Annotated in this window: 22 protein-coding genes; 8 read left to right on the forward strand and 14 right to left on the reverse strand. The window is 60.4% G+C overall.

Going from position 1 to position 25,930, the window contains the following annotated elements; translation table 11 throughout:
- The first annotated feature begins 32 nt into the window (after positions 1–32).
- Both PspCFBP13528_RS17890 and PspCFBP13528_RS17895 read left to right on the forward strand, forming a co-directional pair.
- Positions 33–455 (forward strand): DUF2231 domain-containing protein, encoded by a 423-nt coding sequence (locus PspCFBP13528_RS17890; protein WP_065952568.1) that lies wholly within the window; start codon positions 33–35, stop codon positions 453–455.
- Positions 452–1,744 (forward strand): sorbosone dehydrogenase family protein, encoded by a 1,293-nt coding sequence (locus tag PspCFBP13528_RS17895; protein ID WP_137201024.1) that lies wholly within the window; start codon positions 452–454, stop codon positions 1,742–1,744. The genes PspCFBP13528_RS17890 and PspCFBP13528_RS17895 overlap by 4 nt, the downstream gene beginning before the upstream one ends.
- Before the next feature lie 30 nt (positions 1,745–1,774).
- Here the strand turns inward: PspCFBP13528_RS17895 and PspCFBP13528_RS17900 are convergent, their stop codons facing one another.
- Positions 1,775–2,683, reverse strand: a complete 909-nt coding sequence (locus PspCFBP13528_RS17900; RefSeq protein WP_137201026.1) for a LysR substrate-binding domain-containing protein — start codon at positions 2,681–2,683, stop codon at positions 1,775–1,777.
- A gap of 92 nt (positions 2,684–2,775) precedes the next feature.
- On the opposite strand from PspCFBP13528_RS17900, the gene PspCFBP13528_RS17905 reads away from it, so the two are divergent.
- Positions 2,776–3,744: a DMT family transporter gene (locus PspCFBP13528_RS17905; RefSeq protein ID WP_137201028.1), complete on the forward strand. Its 969-nt coding sequence runs from the start codon at positions 2,776–2,778 to the stop codon at positions 3,742–3,744.
- On the opposite strand, the gene PspCFBP13528_RS17910 is transcribed toward PspCFBP13528_RS17905, so the two are convergent.
- The 8 genes from PspCFBP13528_RS17910 to PspCFBP13528_RS17950 form a co-directional block, all read right to left on the reverse strand.
- Positions 3,731–5,143 carry an MFS transporter gene (locus PspCFBP13528_RS17910; protein WP_101220873.1) on the reverse strand — a complete coding sequence of 471 codons (1,413 nt, stop codon included), beginning with the start codon at positions 5,141–5,143 and terminating at the stop codon, positions 3,731–3,733. The two genes, PspCFBP13528_RS17905 and PspCFBP13528_RS17910, sit on opposite strands and share 14 nt — an antisense overlap.
- A 142-nt stretch (positions 5,144–5,285) precedes the next feature.
- Positions 5,286–5,816, reverse strand: a complete 531-nt coding sequence (locus tag PspCFBP13528_RS17915; RefSeq protein WP_137201030.1) for a GNAT family N-acetyltransferase — start codon at positions 5,814–5,816, stop codon at positions 5,286–5,288.
- 593 nt (positions 5,817–6,409) lie between these two features.
- The gene (locus PspCFBP13528_RS17925) at positions 6,410–7,960 is read right to left on the reverse strand and encodes an efflux transporter outer membrane subunit (RefSeq protein ID WP_101221353.1); all 1,551 of its coding nucleotides are present in this window, start codon (positions 7,958–7,960) and stop codon (positions 6,410–6,412) included.
- Positions 7,957–11,064: an efflux RND transporter permease subunit gene (locus PspCFBP13528_RS17930; RefSeq protein ID WP_137201032.1), complete on the reverse strand. Its 3,108-nt coding sequence runs from the start codon at positions 11,062–11,064 to the stop codon at positions 7,957–7,959. The genes PspCFBP13528_RS17925 and PspCFBP13528_RS17930 overlap by 4 nt, the downstream gene beginning before the upstream one ends.
- A gap of 112 nt (positions 11,065–11,176) precedes the next feature.
- Positions 11,177–14,269, reverse strand: a complete 3,093-nt coding sequence (locus PspCFBP13528_RS17935; protein ID WP_065952561.1) for an MdtB/MuxB family multidrug efflux RND transporter permease subunit — start codon at positions 14,267–14,269, stop codon at positions 11,177–11,179.
- Complete coding sequence (locus PspCFBP13528_RS17940) at positions 14,266–15,564, reverse strand: MdtA/MuxA family multidrug efflux RND transporter periplasmic adaptor subunit (protein ID WP_101221351.1); 1,299 nt, start codon at positions 15,562–15,564, stop codon at positions 14,266–14,268. The genes PspCFBP13528_RS17935 and PspCFBP13528_RS17940 overlap by 4 nt, the downstream gene beginning before the upstream one ends.
- A 232-nt stretch (positions 15,565–15,796) precedes the next feature.
- Positions 15,797–16,297 (reverse strand): thiol peroxidase, encoded by a 501-nt coding sequence (gene tpx, locus PspCFBP13528_RS17945; protein ID WP_065952559.1) that lies wholly within the window; start codon positions 16,295–16,297, stop codon positions 15,797–15,799.
- 241 nt (positions 16,298–16,538) lie between these two features.
- Entirely contained in the window at positions 16,539–16,943 is a 405-nt protein-coding gene (locus PspCFBP13528_RS17950; RefSeq protein WP_137201034.1) for a hypothetical protein, read from the reverse strand.
- Positions 16,944–17,177: 234 nt separating this feature from the next.
- Here PspCFBP13528_RS17950 and PspCFBP13528_RS17955 point away from each other — a divergent pair, with 234 nt between their 5' ends.
- Positions 17,178–18,467 carry a glycosyltransferase gene (locus PspCFBP13528_RS17955; RefSeq protein ID WP_137201036.1) on the forward strand — a complete coding sequence of 430 codons (1,290 nt, stop codon included), beginning with the start codon at positions 17,178–17,180 and terminating at the stop codon, positions 18,465–18,467.
- Positions 18,468–18,538: 71 nt separating this feature from the next.
- The gene (locus PspCFBP13528_RS17960) at positions 18,539–19,444 is read left to right on the forward strand and encodes an AraC family transcriptional regulator (RefSeq protein WP_065952557.1); all 906 of its coding nucleotides are present in this window, start codon (positions 18,539–18,541) and stop codon (positions 19,442–19,444) included.
- Between the two features lie 217 nt (positions 19,445–19,661).
- Here the strand turns inward: PspCFBP13528_RS17960 and PspCFBP13528_RS17965 are convergent, their stop codons facing one another.
- From PspCFBP13528_RS17965 to PspCFBP13528_RS27890, 5 genes are all read right to left on the reverse strand, one after another.
- Entirely contained in the window at positions 19,662–20,141 is a 480-nt protein-coding gene (locus PspCFBP13528_RS17965; RefSeq protein ID WP_137201038.1) for a DUF6392 family protein, read from the reverse strand.
- Between the two features lie 189 nt (positions 20,142–20,330).
- Positions 20,331–20,807, reverse strand: coding sequence for a DUF6392 family protein (locus PspCFBP13528_RS17970; RefSeq protein ID WP_178084442.1), 477 nt, complete (start codon positions 20,805–20,807; stop codon positions 20,331–20,333).
- Positions 20,807–21,163, reverse strand: coding sequence for a hypothetical protein (locus PspCFBP13528_RS27885; RefSeq protein WP_241669107.1), 357 nt, complete (start codon positions 21,161–21,163; stop codon positions 20,807–20,809). Before PspCFBP13528_RS27885 ends, PspCFBP13528_RS17970 begins: the two co-directional genes overlap by 1 nt.
- Entirely contained in the window at positions 21,163–22,272 is a 1,110-nt protein-coding gene (locus PspCFBP13528_RS17975; protein WP_241669108.1) for an S-type pyocin domain-containing protein, read from the reverse strand. The genes PspCFBP13528_RS27885 and PspCFBP13528_RS17975 overlap by 1 nt, the downstream gene beginning before the upstream one ends.
- A 206-nt stretch (positions 22,273–22,478) precedes the next feature.
- A complete protein-coding gene (locus PspCFBP13528_RS27890) occupies positions 22,479–22,649 on the reverse strand; it encodes a PAAR domain-containing protein (protein WP_241669109.1) in 171 nt (56 codons plus the stop codon).
- 453 nt (positions 22,650–23,102) lie between these two features.
- On the opposite strand from PspCFBP13528_RS27890, the gene PspCFBP13528_RS17990 reads away from it, so the two are divergent.
- The 3 genes from PspCFBP13528_RS17990 (at position 23,103) to PspCFBP13528_RS18000 (ending at position 25,920) form a co-directional block, all read left to right on the forward strand.
- Positions 23,103–23,351: a DUF6124 family protein gene (locus PspCFBP13528_RS17990; protein ID WP_137201044.1), complete on the forward strand. Its 249-nt coding sequence runs from the start codon at positions 23,103–23,105 to the stop codon at positions 23,349–23,351.
- 203 nt (positions 23,352–23,554) lie between these two features.
- A complete protein-coding gene (locus tag PspCFBP13528_RS17995) occupies positions 23,555–24,877 on the forward strand; it encodes a sugar ABC transporter substrate-binding protein (protein WP_137201046.1) in 1,323 nt (440 codons plus the stop codon).
- Positions 24,878–25,029: 152 nt separating this feature from the next.
- A complete protein-coding gene (locus PspCFBP13528_RS18000) occupies positions 25,030–25,920 on the forward strand; it encodes a sugar ABC transporter permease (RefSeq protein WP_065952553.1) in 891 nt (296 codons plus the stop codon).
- The last annotated feature ends 10 nt before the right edge of the window (positions 25,921–25,930 follow it).

The raw sequence follows: 25,930 nt of genomic DNA on the forward strand, positions 1-25,930 counted from the left end.
GGCGTGCCGAACGATAAGGAGCTGCACCGCCCATGACTACCCTCCCCGCCTATCGCTGCACACCAGGCCCGCTGCATGCGACATTGCTCGCCGGCAGCGTGCCGCTGTTCCTGGGCGCCCTGCTCAGTGACGTTGCCTACGGCCAGACCTACCAGATCCAATGGGCCAACTTCGCCTCCTGGCTGATCGCCGGTGCGTTGGTGTTCAGTGGATTTGCCCTGTTGTTCGCGCTGGTCAATTTGCTGCGCGCCGACCGCAAGGCCGGGCGCCCTGCGGCCTACTTTCTCCTGTTACTGGCCGCCTGGGTGCTGGGGCTGATCAACGCCTTCCAGCACGCCAAGGATGCCTACGCCATGATGCCGACCGGCCTGGTGCTGTCGGCAGTCGTCACCCTGCTGGCGATGCTGGCGACCTGGATCGGCCTGACTAACCTGCGCTCGGGAGCTGCCCAATGAAAACCACCCGCACATTGACCTTGTTAAGCGCAGCGTTGGTACTGAGCGCCTGCGGTGGTGAAGGCGACAAGACCCAGGTCCACGGCCCCGATCCCAAGCTGCCAGCGCAACAAAGCAGCCTGCTGCCGAGCATGAAAATCGCCGAGCCGGCCGCCTGGGGCGATCAGAAACCCAAGGTACCGCAGGGCTACAGCATCACGGCCATTGCCACCGACCTCGCCATTCCGCGCCAGACCCTGGTACTGCCCAACGGCGATATCCTCGTCGCCGAAGGTCGTGGCGGCAGCGCGGCCAAACTCAAGCCCAAGGACGTGATCGCCAGCCTGATCAAGGCCGAGGGCAATACCAAGGTCAAGAGCGGCAATCGCATCACCCTGTTGCGCGATGCCGACGGTGACGGCACCTACGAACTCAAGACCGTCTTCGCCGACAACCTCAATGCGCCCTATGGCCTGGCTTACGCCGATGGAAAACTGTACGTGGCCAACCAGGATGCGCTGGTGCGCTTCGACTACACCGACGGCCAGACCAAGGCCAGCGGCGCCCCGACCAAAGTCACCGACCTGCCCGCCCAGATCAATCATCACTGGACCAAATCCCTGGCCGTGAGCGAGGACGGACGCCAGCTCTACGTCGGCATCGGCTCCAACAGCAACATCACCGAGCGCGGCATGGAAGTGGAAATCGACCGGGCGATGGTGTGGCAGATCGACGCCGCCACCGGCGCGCACAGACCCTACGCAACCGGCCTGCGCAACCCGACGGCACTGACCATCCAACCGGGTTCGGGGCAGTTGTGGACGGTGGTCAACGAACGCGATGAATTGGGCCCGGACCTGGTGCCCGATTACCTCAGCTCGGTACGCGAAGGCGCCTTCTATGGCTGGCCCTACAGCTATTGGGGCCAGAATGTGGACCCGCGTGCGCAACCGCAAAATCCGGCCAAGGTCGCGTCGGCGATCAAACCGGATTACAGCCTGGGTTCTCACGTAGCCGCACTCGGCGTGGATTTCTCCATCCCGGCCATGGGCGAAAAATTCGCCGACGGCGTATTCGTTGGCGAACACGGCAGCTGGAACCGTGACAATCCGGTGGGCTACAAAGTGATTTTCGTGCCCTTCAGCAACGGCAAACCGGCCGGCGAGCCTGTCGACTTCGCCACCGGCTTTCGCGGTGACGACGGCAAGACCCGTGGGCGTCCGGTGGGCGTGACAGTCGACCCGAAAGGCGCGCTGATCATTGCCGATGACCTGGCCAATACGGTCTGGCGCGTGACACGTAATCAATAACCGGGGATGACAGGGGCCGTCGCGCCCCTGTCAGCCGTCACGCTGCAACTGCGCCTCGAGCCAGGCCAGCAGTGCCACGACCTCATCCCGATTGCCTGCCCCTTGCTGCCTGTAGACCGAAATAGCCTCTGGCAAAAACACGCTCTCGGCACAGGGCCTGACCAATGCCCCACTCTCAATCAGCCTGCCTGCGGTACGACGCCAGCCCATGGCCATACCATGTCCTTCCACGGCGGCCTGCAACATCAGCGGGTAGCTGTCGAACGTGACGCTGCGCGCGTCACGGGCCAACGACTGACCGAACACGTTCAGCCACTCATCCCACGCCATCAAGTGCGGAGGTTCGCTGCTGTGGTGCAAAAACGTGCAGGCCGCCAATTCAGCCAGCGCCAGCGGTTGTTCCGGGCACAGGTAAGCGGGACTGCACACCGGGAACACTTCATCGGAGGCGGTAAACATCAGCGCATGGGCGCCACTGGCGCGCCGGGTACTTTGCAGGGCGACATCGAAAGGGTCATTGAACTGCGTGATCGGCCGCGTGCAGGTCACCACCTGGATTTCAATCTGCGGGTATTGCTGGTGGAACGTCGCCAACCGCGGCATCAACCAATAAAACGCCTCGCACAGCTGACACAGCAGCACCACCCGATTGCGCCGCGGGGACGCCCTCAGGCTGGCCGCGCCCTCACTGATGCTTTGCAACGCGAGGCTGACCACCCGCCCCAACTCACGCCCCTCTTGAGTCAGGAACACTGCACGGTTGCGTCGGCAAAACAGCTTCACTCCAAGATTGTCTTCCAGGCCGCGTATCTGCCGGCTGACAGCCGCCTGGGTGATGTGCAGTTCATCGGCCGCCCTGGAAAAACTCTCCAGGCGCGCTGCGGCTTCAAACGGCAACAAACTGGCAAGAGGCGGTAGGGTTTTTCCAAGTAGATTCATAATCTCAGGTTATGTACTCAGGACCGAGAACTCGTTTGTAGCACACCCGCGTGGCTGGGCACCATGGACCCATTACTTCATGGATCAGCCTGATGAGCACCTCCCCCTCCCCTGTAATTGCCGGCGTGATATTCGCGATGGTCGCCACCCTCGGCTGGGCGCTGAATTTCATTGCGCCCTATGTCACAGGCGCCTACAGCATCTACGACCTGATGAGCGTGCGCTTTCTGATGGCCGGTGGGCTGGGCGTGGCCGGGGTGGTCCTGTGCCGCGCGCAACTGCGTGCGCTGAGCCTTGGCCAATGCCTGCTCGCGGCAGTACTGGGCGCATGGGGTTGCCTGGGTTATGGCGTATGCATTGCTGCCGGCGTGATAGTCGGCGGCCCGGTATTGACGCCGGCGTTTGTTGGGATGGTACCGGTGCTACTGGCGCTGCTCGGCAACTCCAGCCATAAAACCCTGCGCTGGCGCCAATTGGTGAGGCCGTTATGCTGTATCACGGTAGGGCTGTTGCTGACCAATATCAGCAGCGTCCACCAGCCCTCTCCGAGCCCCCAATCCTGGCTGGCCGGGCTGTTTTTCTCCTTGGTCGCGGTGGCCTTATGGGTGGGCTTCAGCATGATCAACCAGAAGCAGATGGCGCACCTGCCCGCCAACGTGACAGGCCTGTGGACCGCCCTGATGCTGACGGGCGCAGGTGTCGCAGCGCTGTTGATCCTCCCATGGACATACGCGACGGGCCTGTTGCGCTTGCCAACCCTGGGCGCTGGCTGGAGCCAGGCGTGGGCGCTGTATGCCTGGAGCCTGGTGATCGCCGTGATGTCCACCGTCGTCGGTGCCTGGGCCTGGAATGCGGCAACGCGGCGCCTGCCCATGGTGCTCAGTGGCCAATTGATTGCGCTTGAGTCCTTGTTCGCCACGCTACTCGGCCTCTGGTTTCATCAGCGCTGGCCAACCCCCATGGAAACAGCAGGGCTGGCCGCAGTGCTGGTCGGCGTCATGATGTCGGTGCGGATCATTCTGGCCGATGCGACGTTTCCAGGCCGCGCTACAGGTCGGTGATTTCCTTGTGGCGCGGCACCAGCGCCTTCATCACGCTCCACGCCACCAGGTACGCCAGGGCACAGATCGCAAACATGATCATGTAGCCGGTGTGGATGTCGTTGATGGACTTGTAGTAGTCAAATACCCAGCCGCCGATCTTGGTCATCACCACACCGCCCAGGCCGCCTGCCATGCCGCCGATACCGACCACCGACGCGACGGTTTTCTGCGGGAACATGTCCGACACCGTGGTGAAGATATTGCATGACCATGCCTGGTGCGCCGAAGCACCCACGCCGATCAGCAGAACCGGAACCCAGAAGCTGATGTAGCCCAACGGCTGCGCCAGCAACACCACCAGCGGGAACAACGCGATCACCAGCATGGCTTTCATGCGGCCATCATAGGGCGCATCGCCCCGCGCCATGAAATAACTGGGAAACCAGCCGCCACCGATGCTGCCGACCATGGTCATGCTGTACAGCACGGCCAGCGGCATCACGATATCGGCGCCCTTCATGCCGTACTGCGCCGACAGGAACGTGGGCAGCCAGAACAGAAAGAACCACCACACGCCGTCGGTCATGAACTTGCCGAAGGCAAAGGCCCAGGTCTGGCGGTAGGTGAGCAACTTGAACCATGAGACTTTTTTCGCGGTTGCGCCCGCAGGGCCCACTGAGGTTGATGCGAAGGGTTGTACGGTCTGATCACTGCGAATGTAGGCCAACTCTTCGGCCGACAGGCGCTTTTGCTGCTCAGGTTTTTCGTACACCGCGGCCCAGACCGCCACCCACACGAAGCCCAGCATGCCGATGACCATAAAGGCCGCTTCCCACCCCCACATGCCGGCGATCAAGGGCACACAGATTGGCGCCAGGATCGCGCCCACGTTGGCCCCCGAGTTGAAGATGCCGGTGGCAAAGGAGCGCTCTTTCTTGGGGAAGTACTCAGCCGTGGCCTTGATCGCGATGGGAAAATTGCCCGCCTCGCCAATCGCCAGCACCGCGCGTGACAGCATGAAGCCAGCAATCGACACCGGAATCACCGCTAGGCCGATGGCACTGCTGACTGCCGCAATGCCCTCGCCCATCTGCACCGAGAACGCATGCATGATCGCGCCGGTGGACCAGATGCCGATCGCCACGACGTAGGCGGCCTTGGTGCCGATCTTGTCGACAAAGCGTCCGGCGAACAGCATGGAAATCGCGTAGACGAACTGGAACACCGCCGCGATGTTGGCGTAATCGGTATTGCTCCAGCCAAATTGCGTCGACAACTGCGGCGCCAGCAGGCTGAGCACCTGACGGTCGAGGTAGTTGACGGTCGTGGCGAAAAACAGCATCGCGCATATCGTCCAGCGATAGCTGCCGACCGCCTGGCCGACACGATGGGCACTGATGGGCTCGTTCAGATTCATGGCATCACTTTTTATTTTTGTTAGGTAGGACATATGTAACGTCATATGTCGTCGTACAACTGCGACTTTTATATCGAGCTGTTCTGACGGTGTCAATCTGAAAAATCAAGGTCAGCCAAGGTGTATAGGGGAGAGACGAAAATCAGGTTGAGCGAGTTGTAGGATGACAAGCGCGCATTACCAGGCTAGGCGCTTGGCCGGGCACATCGTCCAGCAGCCCGAATGGCTGCAAGCCGATTTTTTCCAACACCCGGATCGACGCCGCATGATCGGGTCTTACCAGGCCAAACACTTCCGGCAGACCCAGTGTGTCGAACGCCAATGCCAAGGCATCGCGTCCGACCTCGGTGGCATAGCCCTGCCCCCAGGCTTCGACGGCGAATCGATAACCGAGATTAATGCGCCGCGCGGTTAGATACTCGAGCGGTGCAATGCCGCCGAAACCGATGATCTGCTCGGGGCTCTCGCGCCGCGCAATCGCCCACCAGCCGTAGCCCTCGCTGGACCATTGCTCGATCCATCGGCCCAGCAGGCGCTGGGCGTCCTCGATACCGGCCATGGGGCCGGCAGGATTGAACAGGTTGGTCTGGGGATCGCCGAAGATGGCGAATAAACGCTCTACGTCTTCCGGAACAGGTGTGCGATAGACGAGACGTGACACGCTGCCTGGCATCAGATGGCTCCACTGGCGTAAAAAACTAATGACTCTCAAACCCACCCAGCATAGGCATTTACACAACTCTGTAGCGCCCACCCGTCACCACGATGCGAAGCGAGCCGCTCTTGATCTTGATCTTGATCTGCTTTTGATCTCAGGCGCCCCGTTAAACCACGCTGGCCGAACGCAGGCTTGAATCCGTGGGCAACCCGGCAGGACGCCGGGTTAGCCGCACTGGGCCAGGGATGGCCCATTGCGGCGGCCCACGGATTCAAGCCTGCGTTCGGGCACACCGAGCCTAGGCGAGGTGCCGAGTGGTGGGGCAAGAGCGTTTTTGGTTACTTTTGGGGCTCTTTTCCAAAAGTGACCCGCTGTAAAAGCGGAACCTATAGCAGCCGTTACCGCAGAAACGGATATGTACTCGGTCCAATCCAACATCCTGGTCGGCTCTGAGGCCGCCATCGGGGGCAAGCCCCCTCCCACATTGACCGAGGCGTGTCTGTCGCCTGGGAGACGACGGCAGCTAGCTCCCTCGCCACATGTCAGTGTCATACCAACGTTGTGTAGATACCTATGCAGCATAGGCCAACACGAGATTGAGTTACCCCTTACTTATCCTGATCAGCCGGCCGTGTATTCCCATCCCATCCGCCACCCAACGCCGCAATCAGCTGCACGCTCGCCACCAACCGCGACTGCAGCAAGGTCAGTACCGTGCGCTCGTTACTCAAGGCCGTTGCCTGCACGGTAACCACGTCCAGATAGGCAATCAGTCCGGCTTTGTACTGGTTCTCGGTCAACCGCAACGACTCGCGGGCGGACTCCAGCGCTTCGTTGCTGACCACCGCTTCGTCGGCCAGCACCTTGAGCTGCACCATGTAGTTTTCCACTTCGCGGAATCCGTCCAGCACGGTCTGACGGTACTTGGCCACGGTTTCATCGTAGCTGGCCACGCTACGGTCGACTTCCGCCGAGCGTTGGCCGCCGTCGAACAGCGTCATGGCCAGCTTCGGGCCTACCGACCAGAAGCGGTTCGGCAGGCTGATCCAGTCTTCATAGGTGCTGCTGGAGTAGCCCCCCGCCAGGCTCAGGGTCAAGTCGGGGTAATAGGCGGCTTTGGCCACGCCGATGTTGGCGTTGGCTGCAATCACCGAACGTTCCGCCGACGCGATATCCGGGCGGCGCTCCAACAGGTGCGACGGCAGGCCGACAGGAATCTGCGGCAACGCCGGGATGTCCTTGCTGACGGCCAGGCTGAAATTGGCCGGCGCCTCACCGATCAATACCGCAATCGCGTTTTCCAGCTGGGCACGCTGCCAGATCAGGTCGATCAGGCTGGCCTGGGTGGTCTTGAGCTGGGTTCGCGCCTGGGCGATAGCGTCCTTGCCGGCGACACCGGCGCGGTACTGGTTTTCGGTCATCTGCTGCGAGCGCTGGTAGGTGTCCAGCGTGGCTTGCAGCAAACGCGTCTGTTCATCCATGACGCGCAACTGCAGGTAGCTCTGCACCAGTTCCGACTGCTGGCTCAGGCGCATCGCCGCCAGGTCTGCCGAGCTGGCCTCGGCGCTGGCTTCGTTGGCTTCCAGGCCACGGCGCAATTTGCCCCAGACGTCAGCTTCCCAGCTCACGCCCAGTTGCGCATTGAGGGTGTCGCGAATACCGCTGCTGGAACTGCTCAGGCTGGCGCTGCTGCTGCCGGTGCCCTGGCTGGCGCGGGTTTTGCCGACGCTCAGGTCGACGCTCGGGTAAAACGCCCCGCGAGCACTGCGCACCAGGGCCTGGGCCTGGCGGAAACGCGCCTCGGCCTGGGCGACGGTCTGGTTGGCGCTGTTGAGGCGTACCACCAGCTCGTTCAGTTGGCGGTCGCCGTACAGCTCCCACCACGCACCACGCGCCAGGGAATCGCTTGGATTGGCCTGGCGCCAGCCCTGGGCTTGCTTGAATTGTGCCGGTTCGACCACGGGCGGACGCTGGTAATCGGGGCCGATGGCACAGGCGCTGAGCAACAACGCCAACCCCACTGTAGGAGCGAGCTTGCTCGCGAAGACCGTCAACGATAACGCGCCGAGCTTGGAAGAACGCGGTGTCTGCACATTTTTTGCGAGCAAGCTCGCTCCTACAGGGAGCCGGGGTGCATTGGCGTTGGTTGAATCGTTCATAGCGCAGTGTCCAGGGCAGCATCGGTACGCACGCCGCGCCAGGCATTGAAGCGGTGGCGCGCGCGGTCTAGATAGAGGTAAACCACCGGAGTGGTGTAAAGGGTCAGGATCTGGCTGAACACCAGGCCGCCAATGATGGTCAGGCCCAGGGGCTGGCGCATTTCCGCGCCATCGCCGGCGCCGAGCAGCAGTGGCAACGCGCCGAGAATCGCCGCCAGCGTGGTCATCAGGATGGGTCGCAGGCGCAGCAGGCAGGCGCTGCGAATCGACTCCAGCGGGCTCATGCCGTCATGCCGCTCAAGCTGCAGCGCCAGGTCGATCATCAGGATCGCGTTTTTCTTCACCACCCCGATCAGCAGGAACAGCCCCAACAGTGAGATCAGGCTGAACTCCCCGCCCAGCAGGTAGATGGACAACAACGCGCCGACGCCGGCCGAGGGCAAGGTCGACAGAATCGTCAGCGGGTGGATATAGCTTTCATACAGCACGCCCAGCACCAGGTACACCGCCACCAGCGCGCCGAGAATCATGAACGGCTGGCCCTTCTGGGTCGCGGCGAAGGCGTCGGCGGTGCCGGCCATCTTGGCGATCACGTCTTCCGGCAAGCCGACCTTGGCAATCGCGCGCTCGATGGCGGCAGTGCCCTGCTCCACCGTGACGCCTGCCGCCAGGTCGAACGCGATGTTTTCCGAGGCGAACTGCCCTTCGTGGCTGACGCGGTCATCGGCCAGGCTGTTTTCATAATGGGCAATGGTCGACAGCGGCACGCGCGCGCCATCGGCGGTAATCACCTGCACCTGGTTGAGGGTGATCGGGTCCTGGGCATATTTGGGGTTGACCTCCATCACCACCTGATACTGGTTGAGGCTGTCGTAGATGGTGGAAATCTGCCGCTGGCTGTAGGCGTTGTTGAGCACCGAGGTGACCATGTCCATATCGATGCCCAGGCGCTTGGCCTGGTCGCGGTCGACGATCAGCGTGACCTGGGCCGCGCCGCGCCCTTCGCGGGCGTCGATGGCGGTCAGCTCCGGCAGCTCACGCATGGCGGCCACCACTTTGGGGTACCACAGGCGCAACGCGGCGAGGTCACCGCTTTGCAGGATGTAGGAATACTGCGCGCTGGTCTGGTCGCGGCCGCCGCCGAATTGCAGGTCCTGGTCGGCCATCAGGAACAGGCGCCCGCCCGGTACCAGCGGCACTTCCTTGCGCAGGCGCTCGATAACCGCCTGGGCCGAGATCCTGCGCTCGGCGATCGGTTTGAGGCGCACCAGCATCACCGCGTTGTTGGTGCCGTTGGTGCCGCCGATAAAGCCGGCCACGCTGAGTACCGCCGGGTCCTTGAGCACGGCCTGGCGGAAGATTTCCATTTTCGGCTGCATCACGTTGAATGACAGCCCGTCATCCCCGCGCACAAAACCGATCAACTGGCCGGTGTCCTGCTGGGGCATGAAGGTCTTCGGCACCACCACGTACAGCGCGATGTTCACCCCCACGGTAATCAACAGGCTGAGCAGGGTCAGGCGCCGATGGCGCAGCACCCAGTCCAGGCTGGTGGCATAGGCGGCGACCATGCGTTCGTTGATGCGGTGGCTCCAGCGCTGCAAGCCGGTCATCTGCCCTTTGACATGGGGCTTGAGCCAGCGCGCACAGAGCATCGGGGTCAGGGTCAGCGACACGATCAGCGAAACAATGATCGCCGCCGACAAGGTGATGGAGAATTCACGGAACAGGTTGGTGACGATCCCGCCCATGAACAGGATGGAGAGAAACACCGCCACCAGCGACACGTTCATCGACAGCAAGGTAAAGCCGACTTCCTGGGCGCCCAGGTACGCTGCCTTCATCGGCGGCACGCCCTCGTCGATATGCCGGGAGATGTTCTCCAGCACCACGATGGCATCGTCCACCACCAGGCCGGTCGCCAGGATCAGCGCCATCAGCGAGAAGTTGTTCAGCGAAAACCCGTACAGGTACATCACCGCAAAGGTGCCCACCAGCGACACCGGCACCGCCAGGGTGGGGATCAACGAAGCGCGGAAGTTACCCAAAAACAGGTACGCCACCAGCACCACCAGGGCCACGGCGATCAGCAGGGTCATCTCGGCTTCGTGCAAGGTGGCGGTAATGACCGGCGAACGGTCCATGGCCAGGTTGAGCTTGACGCTGGACGGCAGCACCGCCTGCAACGCCGGCAGCTGCGCCTTGATCTGGCGCACCGTTTCGATGATGTTGGCGCCGGACTGGCGGTTGATCACCAGCAGCACCGCCGAATCGTTGTTGAAAAACCCGCTGTTGTAGCGGTCTTCCACGCCGTCGCTGATCTTCGCCACATCGCTCAGGCGCAGCGCCGCGCCGTTCTGGTAGCGAATCAGCAGCGGCTCGTAGTCCTTGGCTTTTTCCAACTGGTCGTTGGCCTGGATCTGCCAGTTGCGCTCGCTGTCTTCCAGGGAGCCCTTGGGTCGGCGCTGGTTGGCGTTGGCGATGGTAGTGCGCACATCGTCCAGGGCCACGCCGTACTGATCAAGCGCCTTGGGCTCCAGCTCGATACGCACGGCCGGCAGGGAGCTGCCGCCAATCTGCACTTCGCCCACGCCCGGCACCTGGGACAGGCTCTGGGACAAAATGGTCGAGGCCAGGTCGTACAGCTGGCCCTTCTGCAACACGTCGGACGTCAGCGACAGCACCATGATCGGCGCCTGGGACGGGTTGATCTTCTTGTACGTGGGCATGCTGCGCATGCCACTGGGCAACAGGTTGCGCGACGCATTGATTGCCGCCTGCACTTCCCGCGCCGCGCCGTTGATATCGCGGTCGGAATCGAACGCCAGGATCACCCGCGTGGAGCCCTGGCTGGAGGAACTGCTCATGGTGGTGATGCCGGCAATTGCGCCGAACGAGCGCTCCAGCGGCGTGGCCACGGTAGACGCCATCACCTCGGGGCTGGCGCCCGGCAAGCTGGCCGACACCACGATCACCGGGAAATCGATCTGCGGCAACGGCGACACCGGCAGCAGGTTGAAGCTGACGCCGCCGAGCAACATGATCGCCAGGCTCAGCAGCATCGTGGCCACGGGACGACGGATAAATGGTCCAGAAAGGTTCATGGGGGGGAGCTCCAAGCAGCAAGCTTCAAGCGGCAAGCTAAAGCCATGCGCCGCGCCCGCGTTTCTCTTGCAGCTTGAAACTTGCCGCTTGCAACTGCTTTAACCCCCCCCATTACGCGACTTCCTCGACGCCAGACTTCCGCCAGCGGCGTCCCAACCTGTCGAAATACAGGTAGATCACCGGCGTGGTGAACAGCGTCAACACCTGGCTCACCAGCAGCCCGCCGACCATCACCAGGCCCAGGGGCTGGCGCAATTCCGCACCGGAGCCGCTGGCCAGCATCAACGGTACCGCCCCGAACAAGGCCGCCAGGGTGGTCATCAGGATGGGCCGGAAGCGCAGCAGCGCCGCCTGGTAGATGGCGGTCTGCGGGTCCAGGCCCTGGTTGCGCTCGGCGTCGAGGGCGAAGTCGATCATCATGATCGCGTTCTTCTTGACGATGCCGATCAGCAGGATGATGCCGATGATCGCGATCATGCCCAGGTCATTGCCGCTGAGCAGCAAGGCCAGCAAGGCGCCCACCGCCGCCGACGGCAAGGTCGAGAGAATGGTGATCGGGTGGATATAACTCTCGTACAGCACGCCGAGCACGATGTACATGGTGACCACCGCCGCCAGGATCAGCAGCAAGGTGCTCGACAGGGAGGCCTCGAACGCCTGGGCCGCGCCCTGGAACTGGGTCTGCACGCCGACCGGCATGCCGATGTCCTTCTGGGTCTGGTTGATCAGCTCTACGCCCTTGCCCAGCGCCACCCCGGGAGCCAGGTTGAACGACATCATCACCGCCGGGAACTGGCCGATATGGGCAATCGCCAACTGTGCCTGACGCTGCTCCACATGGGCCAGGCTCGACAGCCGTACCTGGCCGCCATCGGTGGTCTTCACATGGATCTGGTTGAGCGCGGCCGGGCCGAGGGTTTCGCCGGACTGGGCCTGCAAGACCACGCGGTACTGGCTGGCCTGGGTGTAGATGGTGGAAATCTGCCGCTGGCCGAAGGCATCGTACAGCGCGTCGGTGATGGTCGAGACGCTGACGCCCAGGCGCGAGGCGGCGTCGCGGTCGATCACCAGGTACACCTGCAGGCCTTTGTCCTGCAGGTCGCTGGCCACGTCGGTGAGTTCCGGCAACTGGCCGAGGGCGTGCACCAGCTTGTCGCTCCACAGCGCGAGCAACTCGGCGTCCGGTGAGGACATGCTGAATTGGTACTGGGTACGGCTGACGCGGTCTTCGATGGTCAGGTCCTGCACCGGCTGCATGAACAGGCGGATGCCTACCAGCTTGTCGATTTGCGGTTGCAAGCGAGCGATCACCTGCACCGCGCTCAAGTCGCGCAGGCCGTGGGCCTTGAGGTTGATCAGCAAGCGACCGCTGTTGAGGGTGGCGTTATCACCGTCCACGCCAATATAGGACGACAGGCTTTCCACCGCCGGATCGGCCAGGATAATCTTCGCCAGCGCCTGCTGGCGCTGGCTCATCGCGGCAAATGAAATCGACTGCGGCGCCTCGGAAATCCCCTGGATCACCCCGGTATCCTGCACCGGGAAAAAGCCCTTGGGCACCACCAGGTACAGCACCACCGTGAGGCCCAGGGTGGCGATGGCCACCAGCAGGGTCAGCGGCTGGTGCCTGAGCACCCATTGCAGCTTGCGCCCGTAGGCGTCGATCAGCCAATCGATCCAGGCGCCGCTGGCCTTGTAGAAACGCCCCTGTTCTTCTTCCTTCGGCTCACGCTTGAGCAAGCGCGCGCACATCATCGGCGTGAGCGTGAGGGACACCACCAGGGAAATCAGGATCGCCACCGCCAGGGTAATGGCAAATTCGCGAAACAGGCGCCCGACCACATCGGCCATGAACAGCAGCGGGATCAGCACGGCGATCAGCGACAGGGTCAGGGAGATCAGGGTGAAACCGATCTGTTTGGCGCCCTTGAGCGCGGCGGCCATGGGCGTCTCGCCTTCCTCGATATAGCGGGAGATGTTCTCCAGCATCACGATGGCGTCGTCCACCACAAAGCCGGTGGCAATGGTCAGGGCCATCAACGTCAGGTTGTTGACCGAGAACCCCGCCAGGTACATCACGCCAAAGGTGCCGACCAGCGACAGCGGTACGGCGATGGACGGAATGATCGTGGCGCTGACCCGGCGCAGGAACAGGAACGTCACCATCACCACCAGGGCAATAGCGATCAGCAATTCGTGTTGCACGTCCTTGACCGACGCGCGGATCGTCTGGGTGCGATCGGTGAGCACCGTCACGTCCAGGCCCGCCGGCAGGTTGTCGGTGATGCTCGGCAGCAGGGCCTTGATACGGTCCACCACCTCGATCACGTTGGCGCCCGGCTGACGCTGGATATTGAGCAGCACGGCCTGGTTTTCGTTGGCCCAGGCGGCAAGGCGCTCGTTTTCAGCGCCGTCGACAATCTGCGCCACGTCCTTGAGGCGCAATGGTGCACCGTTGTTGTAGGCCAGGATCAGTTCGGCATATTGCTCGGGGGATACCAACTGGTCGTTGGCATCGAGCATCGACACCCGCGTGGGCCCGTCGAAGTTGCCCTTGGGCTGGTTGACGTTGGACGCGGCGATCAAGGTGCGCACGTCCGACAGGTTCAAGCCGTTGGCCGCCAGGGCCTCGGGGTTGACCTTGATGCGCACCGCCTGGCGCTGACCACCGGCGATGCTGACCATGCCGACGCCGCTGATCTGCGCGATCTTCTGCGCCATGCGCGTATCGACCAGGTCATTGAGCTTGGGCAGCAGCATGGTCTTGGAAGTAATCGCCAGGGTCAGCACCGGGGTGTCCGCCGGGTTGACCTTGTTGTACACCGGCGGTGCCGGCAAATCCTTGGGCAACAGGTTGGTGGCGGCGTTGATCGCGGCCTGCACCTGCTGCTCGGCGACATCCATATTGATGTCGAGGTTGAAGCGCAGGGTCAGCACCGAGGCACCGCCCGAGCTGGTGGAGGCCATCTGGGTCAGGCCGGGCATCTGCCCGAACTGGCGCTCCAGCGGCGCGGTGACCGCGCTGGTCATCACGTCGGGGCTGGCACCGGGGTACAGCGTCATCACCCGAATGGTCGGGTAATCCACCTGGGGCAAGGCCGAAACCGGCAACAGGCGATAAGCGATCAGGCCGGCCAGCACGATGGCGAGCATGCTCAGCGTGGTGGCAACCGGGCGCAGGATAAACAGGCGCGACAGGTTCATGCGCCGACCTTTTGCGCCTTGCCGGCGTCAGTGCCGGTCTCCCCTTTCGCCGCGGGCTTGCCTTGCAGGTGTTCGGTCGGCGTGGTCGGCACTTCGCTGCTGTCATTGACCACTTCGATTTCACTGCCGTCCTTGAGACGGTCAGTGCCTTCCATGACCACCCGATCACCCGCCGCCAGGCCTTGCTTGATCACGGTGTTGTCGCCATCGCTATCGCCCACCACCAGCGGCTGGACCTTGACCTTCTTGTCGCCGTCGAGCTTGTAGACAAAGGTGCCGTTGTTACCGAACTGGATCGCGGCGGAGGGTGCCAGCACTACGTTGTGCAAGGTATCGGCGAGCAAGTGCACATTGACGAACTGATTGGGAAACAGCGCCTGATCCTTGTTATCGAAGCGCGCCTTGAATTTGAGGGTGCCGGTGGTCACGTCGATCTGGTTGTCCAGGCTCTGCAGCACGCCCACCGCCTGCTTTTTCGTGTCGCCACGGTCCCAGGCCTCCACCGGCAGCTTGTTGCCGGCGTGATAACGGGTGAGGACGGTGTCCAGGGTGTTTTCCGGCAGGGTGAAGGCCACGCTGATCGGTTGGGTCTGGGTGATCACCGCCAGGGCGGTGGTGTCGTTGGCGGCCACCAGGTTGCCGACGTCGAGCTGACGCAAACCGACGCGACCGGCAATCGGCGCACGGATTTTGGTGAATTCAAGGTTGAGCTTGGCATCGTCGACCGCACCCTGGTTGGTCTTGACCGTGCCCTGGTATTGCAGGACCAGCGCTTCGGCGGTGTCCAGGGTCTGCTTGGCGATGCTGTCCTGGGCGTACAGGCCGCGATACCGCTCGACATCGACCTGGGCGTTTTTCAACTGCGCCTGGTTCTGCAGCAACGTACCCTGGGCCTGGAGCAAGGCATTCTGGTAGCTGCGCGGGTCGATCTCGGCGAGCAAGTCGCCCGCCTTGACCATTTGCCCCTCTTCAAAGGCGATCTTCACCAGCTCACCGCCCACCCGGCTGCGCACGTTGATCGTGTTGAGCGCGGTCACCGTGCCCAAGGCCTTGTAGTACACCGGGAACTCCCCCACTACCGCCGGCGCCACGCGCACCGGCACCGGGCCGGTGGAGCCGCCGAACCCTGGGCGCGCCATGCCGGTCTTGCCGGTGTGCCCGGCCGGGGCGTCCTTATGGGCCGCGCCGCCGGGCCAGAATTTCCAGCACAGGCCGGCGATAACCAGCAGCACAAGCAGGCCAAACAGCCAGCGGCGGGAGTTGCGGGGGGAGGATTGCATGGAGTGATCAACCATTGGGCGCGAGAGCTTCTTCTTTGGGAGGCTGAAAGATAAGCACTGGAGCGCATTTAGAAAAGCGCCTTTACCGGCTATTTACCTTGAGCTTACAACTTTCAAAATTCGGATCCTGGTCTGCGGGCTGTTTCGCTAAGCTGCTGACACCCAAATAAAAACGGCCTGGACTAGGCCAGGCCGCAATCGTGCATCATACGTGTTACTGCCTCACGACAGTCATGCGCAGAAACAGTTACTTCAAAACAGCCAGGGCCGCTTCGTAGTTTGGCTCTTCAGCGATTTCCTTGACCAGTTCGCTGTGCAGCACGTTGTCGTTTTCGTCCAGCACCACCACAGCGCGAGCGGTCAGGCCCTTGAGCGGGCCGTCGGCAATCGACACACCGTAGTCAACGGCGAAATCCGAGTCGCGGAAATCCGACAGGTTCTTCACGTTTTCCAGGCCTTCGGAGCCGCAGAAACGCGCCTGGGCGAATGGCAGGTCGGTGGAGATGCACAACACCACGGTGTTTTCCACGTCGTTGGCCTGGGCGTTGAACTTGCGCACGGAAGTGGCGCAGGTTGGGGTGTCAACGCTGGGGAAGATATTCAGCACTTTGCGCTTGCCGGCAAAGGTGGCCAGGGTAGCGTTGGACAGATCGCCGGCGGTCAGGGTGAAGTCTGCAGCTTTGGCGCCGACTTTCGGCAATTCGCCTTCAACCTGGACCGGGTTGCCTTTAAGGGTGACTTGAGCCATGAACGGAATCCTTATGCTGGGTTTTGGTTAAACGAATTCGAGAGGCCGAAGTTAACCACAAAGTGCCGACGCTACCTACCGCCAGATACAAATTGTCATGGCGCCGAGCATGGTCCATATTGGCGTAGTTTGGAGTCGAGCCTGAACAAGCGCTTCACTCCCGCAGGAGCGCTGATGCAGATTCAGTTCGGTAGACTGAGCACCGCACCTGATCCCAAGTACGGTGCTGCTGGGGCGTTGATTAGATTGCAGCGGTATGTCTAGCCTCCGCCTTGGGATCGGTGCCAGACGTATCAAACACGAATTCTGATGTGAATTTCACCAGATGTGCACCGTTTTTAAGCGGTAGGTCTCGCTCATTTTTCCAGTCATGCCAGATATTGTCCTGCCTCCTGTCATCCGGTGAACGCCAACTAAATTGTTGATTCGTGGTGGTTACCAGGACAGAAAAATTGATGTTGGCTTGGTTACGTGAGCCATCGCCGGTGATTCTGTATCGCTCGGTCCTCACCGTCAGCCAAGCGCCCTCCCGCTTCCAGCGAATTTCCAGGAAACCGGTATGGCCACCGGCACCGTTTGTCAGTGTGTGACTATGCCAGTCTGCATCCGCTGCACTGGCTTCACTCGCGTGTTCGTTGATATCCATGGATATATCTCCCTATTGCGTTTTGAAGACTTTCGGCCCCCCATACCCAAAGAGCTGTAGTGAAATTAACACCCTGCACAATCCGCGATAACTGTGAAAGTTGACAGGTCGCAAGATCACTTAACAATTACACCCCACGTTAATCAGCGTTACGTTGCATAGCGTGCTGCAAAAGAAAAATGTGATTTAATCGCCCGTTTTTTCAGAGCTTGCCTACGGGCTAAGGACTCATTTATGAATCAGCCCGCCACCAAAGTCCTGGTCATTGGTTACGTCTGGCCGGAGCCGCGCTCCTCAGCTGCAGGCGGGCATATGATGCAGATTCTCGAGAGCTTTCTTACACAAGGTTGGGCCGTTACCTTCAGCAGCCCGGCGACCATTGGCGAACACAAGGCTGACTTGCCCGCCCTCGGCATCGCGGAATGCGCCATTGAACTGAATAACAGCAGCTTCGATGATTTTGTTCGCGAACTGGCCCCGGATATCGTGCTGTTCGACCGTTTCATGATGGAAGAGCAATTCGGCTGGCGCGTCGAAAAATGCTGCCCCGACGCCCTGCGCGTATTGGAGACCTCCGACCTGCAAAGCCTGCGCGACGCCCGCCACCAGCGTTTCAAGGAGCACGTAAAGGCCAACCCCGAGAGCGACGACTTCAGTGCCCTGTTCGCGCCGGCGCTGGAGGACGAGTACCAACGCATGGCCGACACCGACCTGGCCAAACGCGAAATCGCCGCGATTTACCGCTGCGACATCAGCCTGATGATCTCCGACGTGGAAATCCGCCTGCTCACCGAACAGTTCAAGGTGCCGGCCGCCCTGCTCCACTGGTGCCCGTTGATGCTGCAGCCGCCCAAGGCCGCGTTTGCGCGGTTTGAAGAGCGTGCGCACTTTCTCAGCATCGGCAACTTCCGCCATGCGCCCAACTGGGACGCCGTGCTATGGATGAAGCACAGCCTGTGGCCGCTGATCCGCCAGCAATTGCCGGGCGCGCAGTTGCATATCTACGGCGCCTATACGCCGCCCAAGGCCACTGCCCTGCACAACCCGGCCCAGGGTTTTCATGTAATGAACTGGGCCGAAGACGCGCTGCAAGTGATGAGCGCCGCGCGCATCTGCCTGGCGCCGTTGCGCTTTGGTGCGGGTATCAAGGGCAAGTTGATCGACGCCATGCTGTGCGGCACGCCTAATGTCACCACCCCTATCGGCGCCGAGGCCATGGGCGACGACCAGCCCTGGCCCGGCATGATCGCCCACGACGCCCCGGCCCTGGCCGCCGCTGCCGTGGCCCTCTACCAGGACCGCGAGCGCTGGACCCAAGCCCAGGAACACGGGCGCCAGCTGCTGGCCCGGCGTTATGACCAGGCGCTGCATGGGCCAGCCCTGGTCGAGTGCCTGGAGCAATGCCGCCGCCACCTCGCTGCCCATCGCCGGGACAACTTCACCGGCAGCATGCTGCGCCATCATGCGCACAAGAGTACCCAGTACATGTCCCAGTGGATCGAGGCGAAAAACCGCAGCCTATAGCGCTGCCGCTGGCGAGGTCGCGCGCGACGGGGCATTATCCTACGCAGCGACCACAATAAAGCGACGGCAACATGACCCGAGCAACGCGCATCACCGACCCTTCCTACGAGTTGATGGACGATCACAACGGTCTGTCCATCATCTATCGCCAGCACGGCTTCCCCTGCCCGCTGGTGCGCTGGCATTTCCACAAGGAGTACGAGCTGCACCTGATCGTCGCCAGCTCGGGCAAGGTGTTCATCGGTGACTACATCGGCAATTTCTACCCGGAAAGCCTGTTCCTCACCGGCCCCAACCTGCCCCACAACTGGATCAGCCAGGTGGAGGAAGACGAAGTGGTGCCCAAGCGCGACATGCTGGTGAACTTCACCGACGAGTTGTTCGAACACGGCAGCCATATATTCGCCGAACTCAAGAGCCTGGCGCCGTTGCTCGAGCGCGCCCAATACGGCATCCAATTCCGCTGCAAAAAGACCATCGCCCAGGCCATGACCCTGATGCAGCAGATCGAGGACGCCCACGGCATGGCGCGCCTGGGGCACTTCTTTATCTTGCTGGAAGTGTTAAGCGCCTGTGAGGACTATCAACTACTGTCCGGCGTGACCACCCCGCAGCAAGCCGACGAACACAGCATCGACCGCACCAACCGCGCGGTGGACTACATTTTCGCCCACTATGCCCGCGAGCTGCCGCTGGAGGAAGTCGCGGAGTATCTGGGGATGAAGCCGACGTACTTTTCCAGGGTATTCAAGCAGGCCACCGGGCGGACGTTCATTGAATTCGTCAATCGACTGCGCATCAGCAAGTCCTGCGAATTGCTGGCCGATGGCGACAAGGCTGTAACGGATGTGTGCTTTGAGTCGGGGTTCAACAATATTTCCAACTTCAATCGGCGTTTTCAGCAGCTTAAAGGGATGACGCCGTCCCACTATCGGCGGTTGGCGGTGCAGCGGTTGACGGAGCAGAATTTGGCTTGAACGCCATCACTAGATGCCTGATCCAACGCTCAATTGTCACGAGGCCCATCAATGCCACATGTATTTTTGATTGACATCGTGTATCTGAGAAAGAGCGATCTCTGTTCTTGGCCACATGGAAAATTATGGAGGGCTTGCTTGAGCGAACAGCTAATTGCCACTGGCGATCATGTTAGCAATTCGACGTTCTATAGTTATAGCAAGCCCCTGTGGGAGATCAATCGTGTCCGGAATCAATCAAGGAGAAACTGATATTGTTAACTCTAAGATTTCCCAGATAGCTGAGAGTTATCATCACGTTGGGATGTGCCTTTTGGTCCAAGTAATATATGTCCGCTCCGCCCCGCACACCCAATCCACCTGGCAGTTTTACGGAGGGCTTGGATTTAGTGGGCACACCTAAAACCTCACGTACGTATCGCTGATCCATACCTAACCTGAACGGCTGAGGTAATTGCCCGGTATAGACAGGCTGCCCGACTGTTTGAATCAGGATGATCATTACTTGCTCCAGCCGTTTTGTTTCTGCCCAGAACCATAATTTCACGCCGGGTTCTGGATTTTGAATCAGCTCCTCGTTATCAGACGTATCAAATAGCCGCTTGAGCAGTAATTCCTGAATGAGTCCTTCGCTCACCAATTTGTGATAAGGGAAACCGAGCCCCCCTACTAAATGACTGATCGTAACGGCGTCCATCAGTACCACCCCTGTGTTTCATTTATTTTGTGCATTTTAACGCGAGCGTCTTGAAGATCTGATTCGGTGAATCCCTGCTCCAGCATATGAAGGCATAAAGGGAACGCATTTGTTTCGGCTTAAATAAATGCGTGCCCCTTTTTCAGTATTCAAAGTTTTTCCACGTTAAAGATAAATTTTTCTGCTGCACTAAGGGTGCCCTCGGTTGATTAACGAAAAAACCAACGTTTTAATCTGCATTGTGGATGTGTACTGAAAGGACACTTTCAGATTTGGGAAGCTAATCTGATCCAGCGAATAAGTATCGAAGCCACCCAATACGGTATCCAAAGGCAGCTTCGTCAGGCCTTGTGATTCCATGGGCATACCGAAAGCTGCTCGCACCTCTGACTTGGATGCTAGTAACGCAAAAGGCTTGGGAAGCTCACCCTTGTACTCTGTTGTACCTTCAACAGTAGAGCGCAGGGTGATAAAGAGTCGCTCGTACCTCCTCGTCTCCGCCCAGAAACTTAACTCCAGGCCGTCAGCTGGTTTTTTCAGCGATAACCAATCACGCCCGCTATAGAGCTCAGTGAGTGGCAGGCCTGGAATAATTCTGTGGGAAATTAAATCCTCATAGAGCCATCCTAGATGTTTGATCCAACTTTCAATTGTCACGGCGTCCATCAATACCACCCCTGGGCTTGGTTGATGTCATGTAATTGTTGACGGGCGACCTCGATATCGAACTCAGCGAACCCCTCTTCGAGCAGCCCTCTCTTAATCGCATCCACGTTACTGTTCACCGCTGCTCGAAGGTCTTCAGCATCTTTACTCTGTCTGTATTTGGTATTTCGGCCGCCATAAGTCTCACTGTGATTCTGATGCACTCTGACTGGTATAGCGATGCTGGCGCCACGACGAAGAAAGCTCTGAACCTCCTCATCCGTCAAATCCGCCATACGATGCCTTAACGCCAGTTCCAGCGCCTTTTGCGCAGGAATATGGTCAATATCCAGCCCATCCTTACGGCTACGACTCATCAAATTAGCTGCCTGCCCAACCTCCAATGGCCTGACCGCCGGCTTGGCAAACACCAGATACACGGCGGCACACCCGAATCAGCCGGAAACGAAATGATCGTATCCTGCCAGGTGATGTTTTCTGCATCCCGTCCTGGATAGTGACTGATTGCCGAATCTTGCCCCACCGCAACTGGATGAACAAACACGTTATCCAAGCGTTCCGGTGTACCGGGATACGGGCTCGGCACGCTGACAACCGGGCCGTGGTTCGGCGTCCAGGTGATGCTGATGCCATCCAGCACCGCGACCATCGCGCTGTGATCCTCATTCCACCGGGCTTGCGCAACGGGTACGCGGTCAGCGCCACTGCCAGGTTGGGTATGTAGGCCGTAAACACGCAGTTCACCGGACTCATCCTGGCGAAACTGGAAACGCACCCGCGTACTGGCCGAACGCATCCCCTCCAACTGCTCCGGGGTGTATAGCGTTGAATCACCGATATCCCGTGGCCAAAAGGCCAGCAGCACAAGGTTGAGGGCCGAACTGGCTCCGGCCAAGCCTCGTACAGCCCAGGCACCGAGGTCGCTGCCGAGTGTGCCTGCTACCCTGCCGACGGCGCCCGTCTTACCGGTTGAGGCCATGACGGCCGTGGCGCCAAAGTTTCTGGCGTTTTCCGGGCCGGTTCCCGCGGCTGTAGAACCGGCGGGTACCGAAACGCATGATTTGGCGAAAACGCAGGTATCAGCGGCACGATTTGGCGCAGCGGGCGCGGCTACGTTGGAAGGTGTCGCGGCGGACGCGGTCGGCCCCATTCCAACGGTGGTGAATCGTTGAGGCTGGGGACCGAACTCCTGGCATTTGAAGCGCTGATTGGCAATCAACTCCGGCGGCGGATCGCATTTGCAGATACACAGATCCCCCTCAAGTGCCGCTTGTTTGCCGTTCCACTCTTCGTGCAGATGAGGACCGACGAGCGCGATGAAGCCTTCAGTGCCGCAAGCCGGGCAAGCGACCCGGTCACCCTCCCTTGAGATTAATTCGCCGTTGAAACTGGTGCGCTCACAACCACCGGTCACTTTGCCACCCGCTGTGGTGGTTGAACCCGTGGTGATGTTGTAGCGCCTCACATCTGACTCTCCCCGTGATATCCAGGCTTTAGAAGGCCAGGAATACCATCGCCGTCCGCGTACTCCACCACCTGAGCCAGGTTTTGCAGGCTGCCCGTCACGGTGTCGCCGTTGTCGGTAGCGCTGCCGACAATGGCGATGGGCAGACCTTTGTAGGTGGCTGCGAAACCTGCTCCCGAGACAATTTCGCTCTCTTTGCCATCGGGTTAGCGCACTCGGTCGCCGACGCACGCGATGCGCAAGTCATGGATCTCGAGGCTGGTGCTTGCAGTAATGATTTGTCCACCCATACGCGTTCTCGAGCCGAGTGTCGCGTAGTCGTAGATGGCTTTGATTGGGCGAGTTGATTGTTGGATTTCAGTATCGGTGTCTTTCATGTTTCGTCCTTTTTTAGCGTGCGGGGGTGCTCAAAGGCGATCATGGCGTTGATGTATGCAAAGGGAATAGCGCCGAACTGGCGCAAGAAAGATGTTGCTGGCTGGCGCTAAGCCAAACAACTGTCCGTTCGGCTAGGTATTGGGAAAAACAGAAACGTCTTACAAGGCGTTGAGGTTGTCCCTAGGACACTCAATCTCTAGTCTTCGTACACCGCTACACAATCAGCGGTCGGGCGTCGCGGCCCGTATTTCTTCAGACGCAAAAGCGTCATCGTGTCCTTTTAGTTGGCGCTTTTTTGTCGTCTACTGTGCGGCGCTATGGCGGCTGTGCGTGGGATACCTTCGGGTATGCCGATGTTCTGGAGAGTCGGTCCGCGAACCTGCGTACAGCTGCCACCCCCATCGCGTCGCGGCGATCAATGGCAGCTCCTTTAATATCTCCGGAGTTTCACCATGATCAAACCCACCCCAAATCCCCCACTCGATTCAACACCCAGCGTGCTGTTCACCGTTAAAGACGGCATCTGCACCCAAGACCTGCTGGTCAACCTCAGCGAATCACTCGCCTCTGCCCACGCCCTGACCTGCGATTTCGCCTTTGACCTCGACGGCTCACGCCGCGAGGGCGCGCTGGGTATTGCGCAGTTGATCGAGGTGTCTCGGTTGTTGGCTGAGCGTGTGCTGGCTGATATCGAGGGTTAGGCACTGCACTGATCATTCCCACGCGGAGCGTGGGAGCGATCATGCCGAGTGCAAAAAAGTATCAGTCCCAGTGCTCCCAAGGATTTGTCACAACCGCATTTGAAGGCTGTAATCAACGCACACTCTTCCTGCCACCTTGATGGGAAGACACAACAACAATAACTGTCCTTCCGTAGCCCCTGGGCGCGGAAATGGAGTGCGCGATGAAGTTCACAGCAAAAGTACTGCTTGCCTCTACCTGCATGACTGCATGCATGACCCTCAGCGCCGTCAGCTTTGGCGCGCAAACCCTGACCATTGCCACCGTCAATAACAGCGACATGATCCGCATGCAGAAGCTCTCGAAAACCTTCGAAGCCGAGCATCCGGAGATCAAGCTGAACTGGGTGGTGCTTGAAGAAAACGTGCTACGCCAACGCCTGACCACCGACATCGCCACCCAGGGCGGGCAGTTCGATGTATTGACCATCGGCATGTACGAAGCCGCACTCTGGGGTGCCAAGGGTTGGTTGGAGCCCATGAAGGACCTGCCGGCGTCCTACGACCTGGATGACGTATTCCCTTCGGTACGTGACGGGTTGTCCGTCAAAGGCTCGCTGTACGCCCTGCCGTTCTACGCCGAAAGCTCGATCACCTATTACCGCACCGACCTGTTCAAGGACGCCGGGCTGAGCATGCCCGAGCACCCGACCTGGAGCCAGATCGGCGAATTCGCGGCCAAACTCACCGACAAAACCAAAGAGCAATACGGCCTGTGCCTGCGCGGCAAAGCCGGTTGGGGCGAGAACATGGCGCTCATCACCACTCTGGCCAATGGCTATGGTGCGCGCTGGTTCGATGAGAAGTGGCAACCTGAATTCAACGGCCCCGAGTGGAAGGACGCGCTGACGTTCTACGTCGACAACATGAAAAAATCCGGTCCGCCGGGCGCTTCCAGCAACGGCTTCAACGAAAACCTGGCGCTGTTCAACAGCGGCAAGTGCGCGATCTGGGTGGACGCCAGCGTGGCCGGCTCGTTTGTCACCGACAAAACCCAGAGCAAGGTGTCCGAACACGTCGGCTTTACCTTCGCCCCCCACGAGAAGACCGACAAGGGCACCTCGTGGCTGTACTCCTGGAGCCTGGCGATCCCCACCAGTTCCAAGGCCAAGGACGCCGCCAAGGTGTTCACCAGTTGGGCCACCTCCAAGGAATATGGCGCATTGGTCGCCAAGACCGACGGCGTCGCCAACGTCCCGCCAGGCACGCGCAAGTCCACCTACAGCGATGAGTACATGAAGGCCGCACCGTTTGCCAAGGTGACCCTGGAATCGCTGAAAGTGGCGGACCCGACCAAGCCTACCGAGAAGCCGGTGCCGTACATCGGTATCCAGTTGGTGACCATTCCCGAATTCCAGGCGATTGGTACCCAGGTCGGCAAGTTCTTCTCCGGTGCGCTGACCGGTCAGCAGACCGTCGATGCTGCATTGACCGCCGCGCAGACTACAACCGAGCGGGAAATGAAGCGGGCCGGTTACCCCAAGTAATCTCAGCCCTCACCACAGTCAAATGTGGGAGGGGGCTTGCCCCCGATAGCAGTGGATCAGCCAACTGATTCATCAACTGATACACCGCTATCGGGGGCAAGCCCCCTCCCACACTGACCGCGTTTGCATGTACCTGACTGGTTCTGATCACCATGAATACAACGCCCAAAAACCGCCTGGCCAACCCCGGCTGGTTCCTTGTCAGCCCCTCGGTGGCCCTGTTGCTGCTGTGGATGATCGTGCCGCTGGGCATGACCCTGTACTTTTCGCTGATCCGCTACAACCTGCTCTACCCCGGCGAAAACCAGTTCGTGGGGCTGGAAAACTTCACCTATTTCGTCACCGACTCGGGCTTTCTGCCCGGCGCAACCAACACCCTGTTGCTGGTAGGCAGCGTGCTGTTGATCAGCGTGGTGTTCGGCGTGTTGATCAGTGCGCTGCTGGAGGCCAGTGAATTCTTTGGCCGCGGCCTGGTACGGGTGTTGTTGATTTCACCGTTCTTCATCATGCCCACCGTCGGTGCGTTGATCTGGAAGAACCTGATTTTCCACCCGGTGTCGGGGATTCTCGCCGCCGTGTGGAAGTTCTTCGGCGCAGAGCCCGTGGACTGGCTGGCGCACTACCCGCTGCTGTCGATCATCATCATTGTGTCGTGGCAGTGGCTGCCCTTCGCGATCCTGCTGCTGATGACCGCCATGCAGTCCCTGGACCAGGAACAAAAGGAAGCCGCACGCCTGGACGGGGCCGGCGCCATTGCGATCTTCTGGCACCTGACCCTGCCCCACCTGGCCCGCCCGATTGCGGTGGTGGTGATGATCGAGACGATCTTTCTGCTCTCGGTGTTCGCCGAAATCTTCACCACCACCAACGGTGGCCCGGGCTACGCCTCGACCAACCTCGCCTACCTGATCTACAACCAGGCGCTGGTGCAGTTCGACGTGGGCATGGCTTCGGCCGGCGGCTTGATCGCCGTGGTCATCGCCAATATCGCGGCGATCATCCTGGTGCGGATGATCGGCAAAAACCTGACTGACAAGCCTTGAGGGCCGCGCC

The organism is Pseudomonas sp. CFBP13528, assembly GCF_005233615.1.
Classification (GTDB): Bacteria; Pseudomonadota; Gammaproteobacteria; order Pseudomonadales; family Pseudomonadaceae; genus Aquipseudomonas; species Aquipseudomonas fluorescens_AM.